Annotated in this window: 7 protein-coding genes; all 7 read left to right on the forward strand. The window is 63.4% G+C overall.

The genetic code is table 11. The annotated features are described in order from the left end of the window. Positions 1 to 164 precede the first annotated feature (164 nt). The 7 genes from OPIT5_13880 to OPIT5_13910 are packed head-to-tail and all read left to right on the forward strand — an operon-like array spanning position 165 to position 16155. Positions 165 to 4361 (forward strand): hypothetical protein, encoded by a 4197-nt coding sequence (locus OPIT5_13880; protein AHF94382.1) that lies wholly within the window; start codon positions 165 to 167, stop codon positions 4359 to 4361. Next, a complete protein-coding gene (locus OPIT5_13885) occupies positions 4358 to 5275 on the forward strand; it encodes a dienelactone hydrolase (GenBank protein ID AHF91135.1) in 918 nt (305 codons plus the stop codon). Before OPIT5_13880 ends, OPIT5_13885 begins: the two co-directional genes overlap by 4 nt. Before the next feature lie 4 nt (positions 5276 to 5279). Next, the gene (locus OPIT5_13890; protein ID AHF91136.1) at positions 5280 to 8672 is read left to right on the forward strand and encodes a hypothetical protein; all 3393 of its coding nucleotides are present in this window, start codon (positions 5280 to 5282) and stop codon (positions 8670 to 8672) included. Between the two features lie 38 nt (positions 8673 to 8710). Then, on the forward strand, positions 8711 to 9442 hold the full coding sequence (locus OPIT5_13895; protein ID AHF91137.1) for a 50S ribosomal protein L12: 732 nt from the start codon (positions 8711 to 8713) through the stop codon (positions 9440 to 9442). Continuing rightward, entirely contained in the window at positions 9439 to 13806 is a 4368-nt protein-coding gene (locus OPIT5_13900) for a hypothetical protein (protein ID AHF91138.1), read from the forward strand. Before OPIT5_13895 ends, OPIT5_13900 begins: the two co-directional genes overlap by 4 nt. Further along, a complete protein-coding gene (locus tag OPIT5_13905; protein ID AHF91139.1) occupies positions 13803 to 14579 on the forward strand; it encodes a hypothetical protein in 777 nt (258 codons plus the stop codon). The genes OPIT5_13900 and OPIT5_13905 overlap by 4 nt, the downstream gene beginning before the upstream one ends. 58 nt (positions 14580 to 14637) lie before the next feature. Further along, the gene (locus OPIT5_13910) at positions 14638 to 16155 is read left to right on the forward strand and encodes a hypothetical protein (GenBank protein ID AHF91140.1); all 1518 of its coding nucleotides are present in this window, start codon (positions 14638 to 14640) and stop codon (positions 16153 to 16155) included. Positions 16156 to 16192: the final 37 nt, after the last annotated feature.

Here is a 16192-nt window from a genome sequence, read left to right on the forward strand (position 1 = left end):
GCTGCGGAGCAGGCGGCCCGCCTGCGTCGCCCGCATGCCTCGACTTTTCCTGACGGGAAAGTGCAGGTGGTGACGACGCACGGCGTCGCCATCCGCAGACGACCTGCTTGGTGCCACCTCGATCCGCCCCGCCTCTTTCCCGTTATTCATTACCACCTTTCCCGATGCTTCGACTCAGCCTTACCCTGCTCATGGCCGTCGTGCTGGCCGTTCTCGTCACCGAAGTGATGGCCGCGCCCGCCGCCGTCACCGTCACGCCCCTGCCGTTGCGCGTGGCCGTTTTCTCACCCGAGGGGGATCGTGATCTGGAGATGATGATTACGGTCGCCCTCATGTCGGCACACGGCGCGGACGGATCGGACACCCCCCTCCACGTCCTCGAACGCCGCCAGCTCGACATGCTTCTCGGCGAACGCAGCCGCCAGCATGCCTTTGCCACGCCGCAGGCCGCCGTCCGGGCCGGGCACCTCGTGCGGGCCGACGTGATGCTTTCCCTCCGCCGCATGGCCTCATCCGGCGCCCTGCTCATCGAAACCGTGGACCCGCAAACCGGCCGTATCCTGGGCCACGCGGAAGCCGCCTCCATCGCGCCGGAGGAAGTCGCGGCAACCGTTCGCCGCCTGCTCGCCACCGCGCCGCCCGCGCCGCGCAAGCCCTCGATTGCCGTCACCGATTTCGACGGCAACGGGTTCAGGGGCGCCGCCGCGCTCCGCGAGACCCTGCGCGAGGCCGGCTTCGCCGTGCTCGACCGGGCGATCATCGAGCACGCTGTCGCCGAGACCGCGCTCGCCCGGGCTGGCATGGTCGGGAGCCCGTCCGCTTCGGTTTCCGGTGAGGCCGCCTCCTCCGCCGCCGCCGCTTCCGTGGAGCCCGCGTTGCTGGGCGCCGATTATCTTGTCCGCGGCCGGTTGCATGACGGTAATGGCCGCCGGCTCACGTTGCAGGTGCTCGGCACCGCCGCCGGCTCGCTGGTGGCTGCGCATGAGTTTGCCGCCGACGCCACGCCCGATAAACTGGCCGCATGGCTTGCCACCGTCCTGCCCGAGCCGCCCCGCCGCCGCCTTGTGCCCGAGCCGCTCGTGCAGGTCGAGGCGCTGGCCCCGCTTTACGAAGGCATCGCCCGTTTTCGCGACGGCGACATCCGTAGCGCCCTCCGCTCTTTCTGGCGCGCGCAGGAGCTGGACGACAAGTTTCAGGAAGCGCTCGAATGGGAAGCACGCTGTTATGATGCCCTCGGCCTGCCCCGTCTCGCCGCCGCGCTGCGCCGTTACAGCCGCGAGTGCCTCGTCGGGCGTGGCATCTCTGTCCCCTCGCGTAATGTGCCCGTGGACGGCATCACCTTTCTTGGCATCCAGGGCGCGACCCCCGCGCTCGAAATGCAGGCCGTCAACGCCCTGATCGATTCCGCGCCCGGCCGCATCGTTCTTCCCGACCACCTTTCCGCGTATCGACATGAATATGACGCGCTCGCCGGCGGCGTGACCGCTCCCTCCGCCGCCGGCTGGACGCGCGCCCCAGGCTTCCTTACCCGCTGGTCCCTGCGCGCTTCGTTTGCCGATGACGCTGGCGGCAACGACGATCTGCGGTGGACGCTCTTCGACACGCTCACCGGCCGTATCGCCGCCACCGCCCGTTCAACCGGTCCGGAGGATTTTCCGTCCGCCGTGCTCCTTGCGGATGCGGAGCCCGCCTCAGACCGCGCCGTATCCGCTGCGATTCCCTTCGGCCCGCGCGACGCTGCCGCGCTCCGGCGGGACATCGTCTCCTCCATCGAGCCCGTTGCCAACCTTGCCATTGTCGAACTGCTCGCCAGCGACCCGACCAGTCCGGATCTCTGGGGTCGCCGCTTCAAACGTGGGGGAGATGAACGGGGGGGCATCGCCGGTTTCCTCAACTTCGCGCTCCATGAACACCTCTTGACCGTCCTTCCCGACGATAACCCCCAGCGCCCTTGGCTGGAACTTGCGCAGCTCGAAATGTTTTTACCCTACGAGCAGCGGGGTCTCTTTTTTTCCGGCGAGATGCGTGACCCGCTCCGTCTCCTTCGCGATTTCATCGCGCGCCACCCCGGTGCCGATGACGCTCCCGGCGCCCTCGCTCGCTACATGCTCCTCTACGAGACTATCGCCATCACTTCGTCCGCCGATCTCGTCCGTCTCAGCCGCGAAGCCGAGCACTGCGCATTTCAGGCCGCCGAGTCCGAAGAAGGTAAAAAACACTCTCGCCAGTTCACCTATCTGAAAGGCATGGCGCGCCACCTGCGCATCCTTGCCGAAGTCGCCGCGGACAACAGCGCTTTCACTGCCTCATTGGAAGAACTGCCCGGCGATCCCGACCCCGTCCGCACTCGTCCCGAACTACGTCCGGACGGGGCTCTCTGGTTTTCGCAAACCTCCTGGTGGTTTGCCAACGAATGGCGCTTCGTCGCAGCCCCTCGCAAACTCTGGCGGCAAGAAGCCATCGCAGCTCTTCACATTCTCGGACGCCGCACCAACACCATGAAGGTGCCTTCCGCCTGGATCGAGGAGTCGCCCGACTCGATCACGCTGCTCAACTATGCCATAAAATCGCTCCACGAAGTGGATCACGGTTTTGGCACGCCCTTCGCTCATCCCTTCGACATGGACGCCGAACGCGCCGCCTATTTGCGGACGGTGGACTATTGCGAACGCGGCCTCCTTGACTGGCTTGGACGCGCCAGCGATGCCATGTCGCTCAAAGCTCTCCACCTATGGTCGAGCCGCTGCATCTGGTATCTCTCCCGCTATGCCTTCGCCGATTCGCTCTCCGACGCCCGGGCGCTTCAGATCAAGCAAAACCTCATTGGCGCCATCGATCGCGCCAAGCTTCGCCTTGGAGACAATAACCCTTATGTGAGCACCGCCAGTCTCCAGGCAATTCCGCGCCGCATGCCTGTCGAAATCTGGAGCGTGTGGCGCGACACACCGGATCATCCGGTCGATTTTGACGATCTTGTGGATAGAGAAGCCGCCGCCGCCGGAAAATCGTTTGCCGGGGACAATTCCCCCGCCGCGGAAACCGCATGGTGGAGGCTTATGGGTCAATGGGAAATCCAGCGTCTGCGTCCGGAAAAACAGGCGGAGCTCGCCATGCGCCACGCGGAGGCGATGCGGCGCATCTTCCCGGACAGCGACGCGGCGGCCGGCGCCCTCGGCCCGCGCGAGGCCGCCTTCATCCACAACTACGCCTTTATTCTGTATCTAGGACGCCGTTACGCTGACGCCGAGCCCTGGTTTCGCATGGTTGCCGATTTGCCGGAAAACGACCTCATGCGTACGCACACCGCCCGCGAGCTTCGCGAAAGCGCCCGCGTTTACCTTGCCGCCTGCCTCGTGCCGATGGGGCGTGAGGACGAAGCCCTTCGCCTCGCTCGCGCCTGCGTGGAGATACCCGAGCCGCCTGACAGGCCGCCATACCGCCTGCTCGGCTCGGTTTCACCGAGATCAGGCAATCTTTCCTTTGATGGAGCTGGTCCGCTGAAAAGTGCCGCGCTCCGCCTGATGCGTGATCTTCGCCTCGCCGCTGCAGCTTCCACGTTGCCTGAAAACATCCGGGCCTTCCTTGTCCCGATCAAGGACGGCAACGGAGCGCGTTCGATGTTCTTCCTGCGCATTCCGCCCGACGCGGATGAGGCCGCAGCCGCCTCGCGCCCGGTCCTCGTGCTCGTGCCTTCGCTCTGGCATGGCGGTGAGGAATACATGGAGGACGCCAACTCGTGGGCGCGCTATGCCGACCGCCAGGGCATGTTTTTGCTCGTTCCTGAATTCAACTGGGCTTCCGGTGAAGGTTCGGGCGGCCTCCGTTTCTGGTATCACGACGCGCAAAACTGGTCCGGCGAGGCGCTGCTCACCGCGCTGGGTCAGGTCGCCCGCGAACATCCCGCCGCCTCCACCGGTCGTGTACTCCTGCATGGCTACGGAGGAGGAGGCCAGTTCGTGCAGTGTTTTGTGCGCTGGGCGCCGGAACGCACGCAAGCGGTGTCCATCCACAGCGCAGGCAACCGGAGGTGGCTGGACGGCATGCCGCGTATGAAACCCTTCTCCGCGTTGCGCGATATCCCGATGCTTCTCACCTGCGGCGAACGGGATGACCGTCGCGATGACGACCGTCTCGATGTGATGATCCAGTACGCCACTGCCGCGCTCGGCGGCGGCGTCGATGTGACTTGGAAAGTGCTCCCGGAAACCGGCCACACTCCGACCGGGGAGATGGAGACGCTGGCGCAGGAATTTCTGGCTGGCGCGGCCCGGACGCCCCGCCCGCCTGCCGCCGCCGAGACTTCGCTTGTCGGGTTGCCTGAGCGGAGCCGGTTGCATCCGGAGGAAGGAGGAATCCGGTGAGGCATGTCGCGGTGCTCGCGCTCCTTGTCACCGTGTTGTTGAGCGGTGTCCGCCTGAACGCGGCGATTCACGATCACGACGCCGCGCCGGGCAAGGGATACACGGCAATGTATCGTCTCTTTCTGCCCGAAGATGTGGGCCGGGTGCGGTCGGTGGTGGTGCTCGTACCGGGTTTAAACGGCGACGGGCGCGGCATGGCTGGCGGCGCCGTATGGCAAGCCTTCGCCACGCGCAACCGTGCCGCCCTGTTCGCCTGCTTCATGAAGGGCGACGATTATTATGTGATGCGGCGCGGCATGGGCCGCACGTTGCTGAAGGCTCTCGAATCCCTGGCAGGTGAAACCGGCCACCTGGAGGTTGCCTCCGCGCCACTCGCATTCTGGGGCCATTCGGCGGGCGGCCAATTCAACTTCAATTTCGCCTGCGAGTACCCGGACCGTGTCCTCGCCTTTGTGGTCAACAAGGGGGCTTACTACGAGGGCGATCCCGGTGTGCGCACCCGCACCGTCCCGGCTCTATGGATCGCGGGAGGGAAAGACACCGATCTGCGGATCGACAATATCACCAGCCGCTACACCGAAAACCGCCGTCGCGGCGCGTTGTGGGGTCTGCTGGTCGAGCCCGGCGTCGGCCACGGCGTGGGCCGGAGCAAGGAGATCGGCATGGCGTTTATCGAGGAGGCGATGACGCTTCGTATCGGGTCTGACGGCCGACTCCGTTCCGTCGATTCGGCGCCGGGCGACAAGGGCTGGCTCGGCGATCTGAACACGCGCGCGATCGAGAAGTGCCCGTCTGCGGCGCGTCCCGGTGATCGTACAAAAACCTGGTTTCCCGGCGAGGGCACCGCACGTCTGTGGGCGGAAATCACCGGCGGGGACGGCTTCGCCATGCAAAAACCCTCTTCCGGAAAATAACAACATGCCCGACATCCTGACTCCCGAATCAACCGATCGCTCCACCACCCGTGGAGTCATTCCGATGTCCTTTTTGTCACGCACCCTTTCCCTCATGAAATCCTGGTCTGGTATTCGTTGTTATTTCCGGATTTTTGCCTGCTTTCTGGCCGTCCATATTCCGTTATCGGCAGGGCCGCGCGTAGCTTTTCTGGTGGATGATCCCGACCTTGAAGCTCTTTTGCTCGCGGGGCTTGGCGGAGCGGAAACACTGTCGCGCAGGGAACTCCCGCGTGTCGCCGCCGAGCGTTTGCTTGCGGGGGCGGAAGGAAATCTGGAACTGACCGGCGCGGATGTCGTGCTCGTCGTGGAACAAACGGAGGATCGCGGGAGTGCGCGGCTCGTGGCATGTCCGTCCGGCGCCACGATTTTCGCGCTGGATTTTCCGAAAATGCCGGTCGGAGAGACTGCCCGCTGGATCGTGACGCGGGTGCAACCGTCGCTCGGCGCGGCGGCTGATCCGGACCGTCCGCGCATCAGCCTGACCGGCCTGCGCTTCGTGACGGATTCTCCGGAAAACCGGATACGCGAACGCACGCTCAACCTCATGCTCACGGCGCGCCTGCAAGCCCGGGGCGCGCTGGTGCTGGAACGTTGGCGCATGGGCGATCTTGTATTCGAAAAGCACATCACCCGTGACGATAGCCCGTTCTGGAAGACTGCCGGACTGGTTGACGGAAGCCTGTCTTCTCCGGCCAGCGGTGGTGAGATCCAGGCAAGTATCCGGATTCGTGATGCGAGCGGGAGGGAAATCCGCCGCCATGTCGATGGCGATAATATCGGGGAACTGGCTGACAAAATCGCGTCGCACATTTTGAATGGGCAAGACCAAGAGGGGAGGGGGGAGGTGAAAATGTCTGCGCCCCCGGCAGGTCTGGAAATCGAGGCGGAGTCGTTTCTGGCCGAGGCCGGCTGGATGCTGGACCATGGATTGCCCCGTGACGCATGGCAGGCAACGGAATCGGCGCTCGCACTGGGAACTGCATCGCGACGGGAAGCAGAAATGCTCCGTGTAAAAGCGGCCGCGATGTGCGCATATCCGGACCCGTTGATAGTTCACGGCGTTCACAATGTCGATGTGGGACATTGGAAGGATGCCTTTGATCTTGCTGAACTGCCAGAGAGAGTCGCGTTTGCCACGATGGCACTTACGCTTGCCGGGGATTATTGGAACGCTTATCCGGTGGATCATCATCCTGGCGGGGCAAAACTCGAACACCCGGCAAATCTTGGAGTGCGCACCCTTTATACGGGTTTGCGTATTTTACGCATGGCGTACGACAGCGGCTGGAAAAATAAATACCCCGGGGAATTTGAAAACCTGAGAAAAACGATACAACGCAACAGCGAGGCTCTGTTGCTCAGCAAGAAGCTGGGCAACTTGCGAGCCACCCTCTGTTCATATCTCACCGTGTATGCCGCCTATTGGAATGAGTCTCCCGGGAAGACCATGAATTTTTACAAGGCGATGCTCGACACCAGGCCCAGGATGGGGCTGCACAAGGGGCAGTGGCCGGTGAGGATTCGCAAGGAATTGGCAGGCGACGATCTGCCGCATCCTCCTTTTTTGACCGGGCTTGCATCGGACGATGATTTCCCTCGCGGGTTTTCATCATGGCGGCTGATTGGTGCGGACGAAAGTCCGGCGCGGACGGCATGGGCTGCCTTCCTGGACGAATTGGAACAATCATCCGATGTGCTATCGCGGGCCGATGGGCTTGCCTTGCGCTGGCAATCAACTGCCGACACGCCGGGCCGTATGAAATTGGGGGTGCGCATGGCAAAATTTCTGGCTGAGGAGATTGACAGTCTGTCAGGGGAATATGGCTACGCGATTCTCCTTCAGTTCGATACTCCGATTCGCAAGCTTGGTTTCAGGAACGACCTGATCCCGATGATGGATAAATTGCAGGAGGCTTGCCTGGCTTGGCTGGGTGAGGATGTGGACATTTCGCCGGAGATCATAAGCGGCACATTGGGCTTGTTGGCCGAGTACCTGGATGAAACGAAGGCGCGGCGTTTTCTTGACGCCCTAAAGCTTCGGAGGGACGGCCTTCAGGCGGTCAAAAAGGAGAGAGGCGTCGCCAGAATCGACAACGCGATATCGGCTCTTTTGAAAAAATTCCCACTCTTGTTCCCAAAGGATGAAGGGGAAATCTCCTTGAATGCGTCTCTTTGGATTGCCGAAAAATACATTCCCGGCGAATTGCGCAGACGAATTGGTTTTTCGCATGAGGCGGTTGTTTGGATGGAGGGGCATTTATGGGTTATGGACCCATTTCAGGGACATATCTGGAAAATACATCCACCAAGCGGGCGCGCCGTGGTTTACTCCATGGAAAAACTGCCGGACACCAATTATGGAACGCAACTTCTGGAATGGGAGAAAAGGCTGGTTGCCACAACCGGAACCGGTATCTGGATTTTGGATATACCAGGAAAAACCTGGACCCGGGTGGACTTGCCTCCAGCCTTTTACCGGATTGGCGTGGCTCATCGGGAGCTTTGGGCTGTCACGGGAACGCCGGATTTTTATCGACGGAACAAAAAACAGGTTGAGGGGACTTTACTGTATCGGATCGGTTCGGATTTGCGCCCTGTTCTTGTCGCCTCTTCCCGTCGGCGTCCTCCGGTCCATCCTCTTGATGCAACGTTAAGCGGACAGCCTCGGGCCATTTTCCCCTACAGGGACGGCAATGTGGCTATTTTGGAAAACGATTCCTGGCCGGGCTTTATCGAAAGCGGGCAAGGTCTGCCTTTGCCCCCAAAGGAAAAGACGTACCTTGGCAGAATCCAGTTATCCAGTACGCCGGGACTCATCCTCAGGGAATGGTTTGGAAAGCAGTTGACTCGTATCGAAAAAATAGACGCGACCGGGCGACATGTTTTGATTTCTCATCCCGATTATTCCGACCTGTTAATACCTGAATACCCTTGGCCCGAAGAGTTGAATACACTCAGGGGAACCTCTTTCCGTTATACGGCTGCCTTGTCGAAAGACGGGTTGGATATTCTTGTCTGGTCCAGGACCGGGGCGCAGGGAGACGGGGCTTCGAAGGCTTGGCTTATGTGCATCGGTCCCCGTGGGCGGAGTATTGCTCCTGTCCGCTTCGCATGGTCGGATGACTATGAACATCAGGTTCGCAGATTTGATATTTCGTGGCCGGAGGCCTATAAATATCCGGAACCTGTCGAGAATGGTCTGATACCCACGAATGTCGGTCTCGTCATCACCGGTCGCGGCATGGCCGGATTCTGGTTTATCCCCAACAGCGAACGCGACAAACTCCGGGAATCCGTTCGCCCGGCCAACTACAGCGCGCCCGAAAGCATCGCGGGTAAGCACCAGCCGGACTGACCGAATTTTCAACCCGACAACCACCATACGATCACATCATGTCCATACCATCGAACCTCACCCCCGAACAGACCGCTCAACTCGCCTCACTCCTCCGGCAAGGCAACAAGATCGGCGCCGTCAAACAATGCCGCATCTTCACCGGCCTCGGCCTGAAAGAAGCGAAGGATGCCGTCGAGGCGCTCGAGGCGAAGCTCCGGGCGGAGTCGCCGGAACAATTCGCCGCCCCGCCCGCATCATCGGCGGAGCCCGGCTTGCGCCAGAAGCCGGCCGGCTGCCTCGGCGGCGCCGCCGCGCTGCTGGCCGTGACGGCCGGTATTCTGGGCTGGATCTGCCTTGTCGCTTTTGCATCGCCTTCCGCGCCATCGCCAGTGTCGCCGCTGTCGCTCGCCCGCTCCGGCGGCTGGCTCGAGGTGAAGGATGTGGAAGACGGCCGGTTGCCGTTCCGGGATGGCAAGGCGCATGGTTCCTGGACACAGGAACTCCCGGCTTCGTCTGCGGATGAATCCGGGAAACCGGCGAAATCCTCCGGACTCCATGTGGGGACGGTTCTCAATGCCTCCATCGAGGACGGCGTGGCGGGAGGTTCGGTGTTCGCCGTGGGATTTGAGGGCTACATCGATCTCGGTTCACCGGGCGGACCGGAAAAACTGGCGCCGGTCACAAAAGTCAACGAGGCCGCTTTCAGGATCGCAAATCCCGGCCCGGACTGGACGCGGGTCGAAATCGGCGAAGACAGTTCGCTGTCCGTCCGCTGGATTTGCGAATGACCCGAAACCCGCCGATTCCCTCCTCCGACATGCTTTCCCGTTGTTTTGTCCCTCTGCTGCTCCTGTGGTTTTCCTGCGCCGCGGCGCCAGGCGTCCCTGCCGCCGCGCCGCGCGTCGCGGTGAGCGTGAGCGCGCCGGAAGAACAGGCCGCCACATGGCAAGCGTTGCTGACGGCGGAGCTTTCCGCGCCGCCTTCGACGCCGGCAACACCGTCCCCGGCTCCGGCGGAAACCGCGACGTGGCAAATCGTCGAGCGCGCCGAACTCGCGCGCATCTGGCAGGAGCGGGCGCGCGACACCGACCTCGCCGCGCTCGGGAGCGTGGCGGTGTATCTGCATTTTCGCCAGGTGCAGCCGGACCGCTGGATTCTCGATACGGTGGATGCGGCCGGCGGCCGTTCGCTGGGTTCGGTGGCGGTGGAGGGTGTTGCCGGCCCCGAAGACGCGGGGAAACTGGCAGACAAGGCGCGGGCATTGCTGTCCACGGCCATCGGGCGACTGGTGGCGGAGGCGTCGCGTGAGACCCGCGGGCGCCGGATTGCCGTGGTGGAGATAGAACCGGCGCGGACACCGTCCCCGGAGTCCGGCGCGAGTTCGTCATCCGTGACACCGGAAAAGCGAAGCGCGGAGGAGGATGATGCGACGCGTCTTTTCATGCTCGCCTCCCGTCTGCGTGCGGCGTTGGCGGAAAACGGGGTGACGGTGCTGGACCGGGCGCTGACGCAGGAGGTGGTCATCGAGCGCCGCGAGGCCGAACGCGGCCTGCGCGATGCGGCGCCGTCGTCCGCATTCCTCGGGGTGGACTGCTGGCTGGAGATCGGGCCGGCAGTGGTGCCGGAGCAGGCGCGCGTGGCCTTGCGAGCCGGGCCGGGACCGTGCGTGGAGACGCGCCTGGTGCGGGCGCGGGATGGCACCTGTATCGGGGCGCGGATAATCGTCTGCCCGGATGCGCGGCTGGTCGATGCGATCCAGGCCTGGCTGTTGCCGCTGCTCCGTGACGATGCCGCCGGTGCGGAGCCTCCGCCCGAGCCGTATCTGCCGACGGTGGAGGTCGAGGCACTGGAACCATTCTACCGCGGACTGGCGCTTTATGACGCCGGACGCTTTATCGAGGCGACGAGTGAGTTTACCCGCGCCTGGTTGCTCAACGGCCGGTTTCTGGAAGCGCGGGAGTGGGAGACCCGGTGTTATGACGCACTGGGCATGGCGCCGCTTGCGGCGTCGATGCGGCGGCATATGGAATTTGCCCTCGTCGAAAACATTCCCGCGGCGTCGGCGCATACGCACTCGACGGGAGGCATCATGTTCGCGGGCGTGGGTCGGGTCGCCCGGGATGAAGGGGCCGGGCGCGGCGTCGGCGGCGACGCGCGCGGCAAGAGGCTGGCGGACGCGCTGGCCGTGAGGCTGTCGGCGGCGGCGGCCAGCGCTCTGTCGTCGCGCCCGGAGCTTGACATTCGTCTGCCGGACCGGTTGCGGCGTCTGCGTCAGGAATATGACTGGATGAGCGGCATCGGAAAACGGAGTGGAGACGGTTGGGAACAGGCGCCGGGACTGTTTTGCCGGACTTCATTGAGCGGGCGTATCGACAAGATTCCGGATGACGGCGGACTGGTGGTGTCATGGATTCTGCGCGACACGATTTCGGGTGGCGCCATTGCCGGGAAAACACAGACCCTCGCCGCGAACTGGCAACCTGGCGACGTGGTCCGTTTTTTTGAAGACTGGCCCGGCCCTGGCGAGATCGCAGCCAGGGCCGGTGCGAGGCCCGACGCCGGTATCGGTGACGGGGAGCGTCTGCCGCCGTCGGACTCGCCGGAGCGCCTGGCCGCCTTGCAGCGAAGCGGCAGCCGAAGCCAGGAGGCGATTCTCCGGCTCGCGCTGGCCGCGCCCGATCATCCCGCGGCGGGCGCGAGGAAATTCGAGAAGGGGGACTCGGGCTCGATCGAAAATCTGGCGCAGTTTCTCGACTACGGGCTGCGTGACTGGCTGATCTCCCGGCTGCCCGAAAAACATGAAAAACGGCGCTGGCTGGAGCTGGCGCGTCTGTTCGACCACGCCGGTCCGCATTCGCCGGGCGAGCAATATTCCGGCCTCGTGATTCCGTTCGGGCCGGCGCTGGAAGAATTCATCGCGGCATCGCCTCCGGATGGGCCGGGGGTGCTGGCCCGCTACAACCGGCTTCTGGACCGGCAGGCGCTCATCCCTCCCGGACAACTCGCGGACGAATGCGGTGCCTTGCTGGCCGACCTGCGGGCGGCGCATCCCGATTCGATCGTGCATCACCGGTGGCTGCTGGGCATGACGGAATCGTTGCAACGGATGGCCCGGATCGCAGGTGGCGACGCCTCGGTGGAGGCATGGGTGGAGTGGGGGCCGGAACGCCCGGCTGCGCGAAGGGCGAGGCCTGCCTGGCAGAATTCGGGAGAGATGTATCTGATCCGCGAAAATAGAAGATTTTCGCTGCTGAACTACGAGGGCCTGACACCGGAAGAAAAAATCGCCGAGGCGCGCGCCTTCCTGGCCGTCAATGGAAAGGCGCGCGGCACCGTGCGCCTGGAGCGCTCTGTTCTGAAACAACATCCCCGCTCCCTGGCAGTGGCTCTCGAACTCGGGGAAGAATTGCGGCAGATCGAGAATGCCAAAGGGCTGCCGATCCTGCATCCGTTTGATTACGACGCCTGGGCGGAGGATATGCGCGAGGTGGTTGCTTATGTCGACGAGACCTTGCTGCATTGGCTGGCGCGCGCGGGGAACGAATCCCTGGTCAATGCACTCAACTGGCAGGCGACCCGGTTCTGCTCGCGCCTCAACGAACGGGCTCTGTCGGAGGTGGTGACGGAAGCGGAGTTTTTGCGCATCCGCGATCGGCTGGCGGCGGGCTATGCGGAAGCTTGCAAACGGCCGGGAGTCAAGCCGCGCCTGCCGAGGGCCGACATCGTCCCGTGGCAGACGCTGACGCGCGCCCGGATGGTCGATATCCGCCGGGACATCCTGCAGGAATCGCACGACTGGGCGCTTTACGAACCGGCGGCGCTGGAGCGGGAGCAGGCACGGCTGGCGCGCGTGGCGCTGGGCGCGGACGGGATTTTCAATCCGATGCCGTGGTGGGACTACATGCGTCTTTGGAACGTCAACCGGGCGTTCACCGCCCGGGAAAAAGCGCAATTTTACCTGGCTCGCACATCGGATGTATTGCGCGTTTACGAGACGGAGGATCCGGACACGATCGTCATGCCCCGGCTTTACGAGCATGCCCTGGCACTCTTCATGGGCGAGGAATACGAGGCGGCGGAGGCGGTGTTTCAGCGCCTGGTCGAGATCCGTGGCGACGGGAAATGGCGGGCGACGCCGTTTTACCAGACAATAAGGGCCAATGTGAGTTTCCGGCGTGCGCAATGGCTGCGCATGCAATCCCGGATACCGGAAGCGATCGAGGAGGCGAGCCGTGGCATCGGGTTGTGCATCGACAACCGGCCATGGCTGATCGATTCCCGCTACGATTGGCGCTGGGGCAAAGACAGCCTTCTCGGTCACCTGCTGCGTTTGTTGCGCGAGTTGCGTTACGCCCCGGCCCGGGCGACACTGCCGGAACGAACCGGCGTGGTGACCATACCGACCCGCAACGGCGACAACCCGTGGCTGCACGTCTTTTATCGCGTGCCGCCTCCTCCGGAGCCGGGCGCGAGGGCCGGCGGCGGGGAAGCCGCGGCGCAGGAGCGAGGAGAATACGAGTATTCTAAAGATGGATACCGCGTGCTGGTCGTGGTTCCCGTATTCAACTCGGACGCGCTGGAAATACTGCGGCCCGGCGGCGCATGGCCGGCATTTGCCGACGTGCACGGGCTGGTGCTCGTCGTCCCGGAGTTTCACGGCAGCGCCACGACCAACCGTGCGGAAAGCCGGTTCACCCGCGCTCATTTTGTGCAAACGTGGTCGGGCGAGGCCCTGCTGGGCGCGTTCGGGGAAATTGGCCGGATCGTGCCGATTCGGAAGAACCGCCTGTTGCTGCACGGCGTGACGGGTGGCGGAGGATTCGCCACGCATTTCGCCGCGTGGCGTCCCGACCTGGTGGAGGCGGTGTCGGTCAACAACGGCAACCGCTACATGCCCAGGTATGCGGAGCCGGGCTTGCGTCCGATGCGGGATTGGCGCGGTGTGAGGTTTTTTGTGAGCGCGGCGGAAGGGGATAATTTCGTGAGCGGTGATTTCGCTCCGCGCCACGCCACCGCGGTGGATTTTGTGACGCGGTTGCGCGGAGCGGGTGTTGATGTCGAGTGGCGTTCGTATCCGAATGCTCCCCACCTGCCGACGCTGGAAATGGAAGAGGCCGCCCGGGCTTTTCTGGCAAGACAACTGCGACCATGAAACATCCTGCGAAAGTTTTTCCGTTCATATTCCTGGTTCTGGTATCCGTGACACCGGGATTTCCCGACTCCCGGATGATGCCGGTCCCGGGGACGACGTTAACGCTGGAATTCCCCGACCTGCCGCCGATGCACGACGGCCTGCCGGCGGCGTGCGAGGTGAACGTTCCCGGAAACCACGATCCGTCCGCCCCGGACCGGCCTTTGCCGTTGTTCGTATGGTTCGGCGGGGGCAAGGGATCGCACAAGGTGGACGGTGCGCGCGGATTGGTGGATTTTGACCGGTGGGCAGTGGTGGCCCTGCCGTATCCGGGCGGAGTGACGCCGCGTTCGCTGGCCAGGGATATGGAGATCGACGGCCACTGGCGTTACGCGCGGCGGATGCTGGCTCGGGTGCGCGAGTTGCTGCCGGGCGTTGAGCATGGGCAGCGCGTTGTTGCAGGCACGAGCAGCGGCGCCCACATGATCGGTTGCGGACTGGACCGCGTGTGGCTGGATTTTGTGAACGGCTTCGATGCCTTCATTCTGCACGAGGGCGGTGCGTCGCCACTGGATGTGTATCGTGGAGCGCGAGACAAACGCCTGCTGGTGGTCTGGGGCGAGAAGTCCACGGCGCTCGACTGGCAGCTGTCGTTCAACCGGAAAATCCGCCGCTCCGGCGCGCAGATCGCCTTCGAATCCGTCCCCGGCGCCGGTCACGGGTTGACCGATGCGGGGCGTGAGAAAATCCGCGAGTGGATCAATGGCATGACGCCGTCGGCATTGGGAAAATGAGCAACACCCTCCACCCCTTCGGCCATCCCTTCCTTCACAGACGCAACCAGCCTTGTCGATGCCTCCTTCCTTGAAAAATCTCCCTTTCCGCTTCCTTGGCCGGCTTGTCTCCGCCTGTGTATGCCTTGCCATCACGTTTCCCCTGGCATCCGGGCAAACGGACGAAATTCCCGAACCATGGCGTTCGCTGCCGGACCGGCTGCGGGCGGCGGCGGAGACGTTTCCTCTGGCGCGCGTGTCGGCTGGCGAAGCATGGCCTGTTTTCGAAACCGTGATGCTGGGAAATAACGCGATTCGTTACGAGGATAGCGGGCGGTGCTTCGATGCGTTTCGTTTTCGGACGCCGCCCGCGCCGGAGAGTTCCGGCGACATGGTATGGGCGTTTACCGCGCCGCGCGCATGGCTCCACTGGTATATCCTGCCGCGAGAGGGAGAGATGGAAGAATTCCGCAGCTGGCACCATGCCGTTGCGCTCCATGAGGAGTTTCCCGCCGCCACACGGGAGAATCCCGTGATTCTGCAGCGGCTGGAGGGCGACCGCCTGAAGCCGGATACGGAATATATCCTGTGGTTCTCCGCCCGGGACAGGGATGCGCCCGGAGGGGAATTGCGTTTTGCGATCCATTTTGAGAAATCCGATGACCAGGATGATGGAAAGGTGAAGGAACCGGACGATCCCGATGCCATCATAAAAGCTCTGCGGCTGCAAAAGGCGGGCGCCAGGCGGCAGGCGCAGTATCTCGGATCGCGCGGTGCGCGGTTGCTGCTCGACACGAAACTGTTCGAGGCCGGTTATGGTGAACGACGTATCGACGATTTGCTGACATCGCTGGAACGCACGCGGCGATTTCGTGGCGGGTTTTTCATGACGATGGAGTTTCATATCCCGCCATGCCGCAGCGAGCCGTTGCTGGCCGACATCGTGAAGGCTTATGGTGAACCGGATCTCATGCTGCGTCCCGAGGATTTTCCCAAACGGGAGGACAGTGACGACGGTGATGAAAAGGAGCCTCCGCGTGACGTGTATTATTTCGACTACTTCGGCCTGGAGGTGAACCGGGCGGCGGGGCGCGTTGTGCGCGTGCGCTCGCAGGCGGTGGATCTTGCGCGGTGGCGGCAAAGCATCCCCGCTGCCGGGCTGGCGTGGAGCGAGTGTCCGGTGGTGCAGGCGGATTGCACGTTGTTTTATCGCGATGGCCGCGAACTCGCGCGCGTCGTCTCATGGGGGAAGCCGGACGCGCGCCGCATCGATGACGGCGGCCCATTGCCGAAGGGCGCCTATGCGAGCCCCGACGCGCCTCCGGGGTCGGGACTGGTGCATGAGGGCGAAGGCCGGTTTCGTTTCGAATACAACTATGCCGACGGCACGCCGCGCGTGCGGGCGAAGCTGGTGAAGTATCGGTGGCAGGGCGCTTACGAAGAATTTTTCCCGAACGGAAGTCCGAAGGCCCGGATGCCCTACAAGGACGGTGAGCTCGACGGCGAGGCGCGCATCTTCGACGAGTCGGGCAAGGTTGTGCGCTCTGTGATCTTCGAGGAGGGCAAGCGCGTTGATATGTCGGAAAACGCGCCATGAAAATACGAATACACTCGTGCATACCATAACTCCCACG

It is taken from the genome of Opitutaceae bacterium TAV5, assembly GCA_000242935.3.
GTDB lineage: Bacteria > Verrucomicrobiota > Verrucomicrobiia > Opitutales > Opitutaceae > Geminisphaera.

Excerpts from the sequence above, each read along its gene's own strand:
- OPIT5_13880 (AHF94382.1), top strand. The coding sequence starts at position 165 with ATGCTTCGACTCAGCCTTACCCTGCTCATGGCCGTCGTGCTGGCCGTT.
- OPIT5_13910 (AHF91140.1), top strand. The coding sequence starts at position 14,638 with ATGCCTCCTTCCTTGAAAAATCTCCCTTTCCGCTTCCTTGGCCGGCTT.
- OPIT5_13905 (AHF91139.1), top strand. The coding sequence starts at position 13,803 with ATGAAACATCCTGCGAAAGTTTTTCCGTTCATATTCCTGGTTCTGGTA.
- OPIT5_13895 (AHF91137.1), top strand. The coding sequence starts at position 8,711 with ATGTCCATACCATCGAACCTCACCCCCGAACAGACCGCTCAACTCGCC.
- OPIT5_13900 (AHF91138.1), top strand. The coding sequence starts at position 9,439 with ATGACCCGAAACCCGCCGATTCCCTCCTCCGACATGCTTTCCCGTTGT.
- OPIT5_13890 (AHF91136.1), top strand. The coding sequence starts at position 5,280 with ATGCCCGACATCCTGACTCCCGAATCAACCGATCGCTCCACCACCCGT.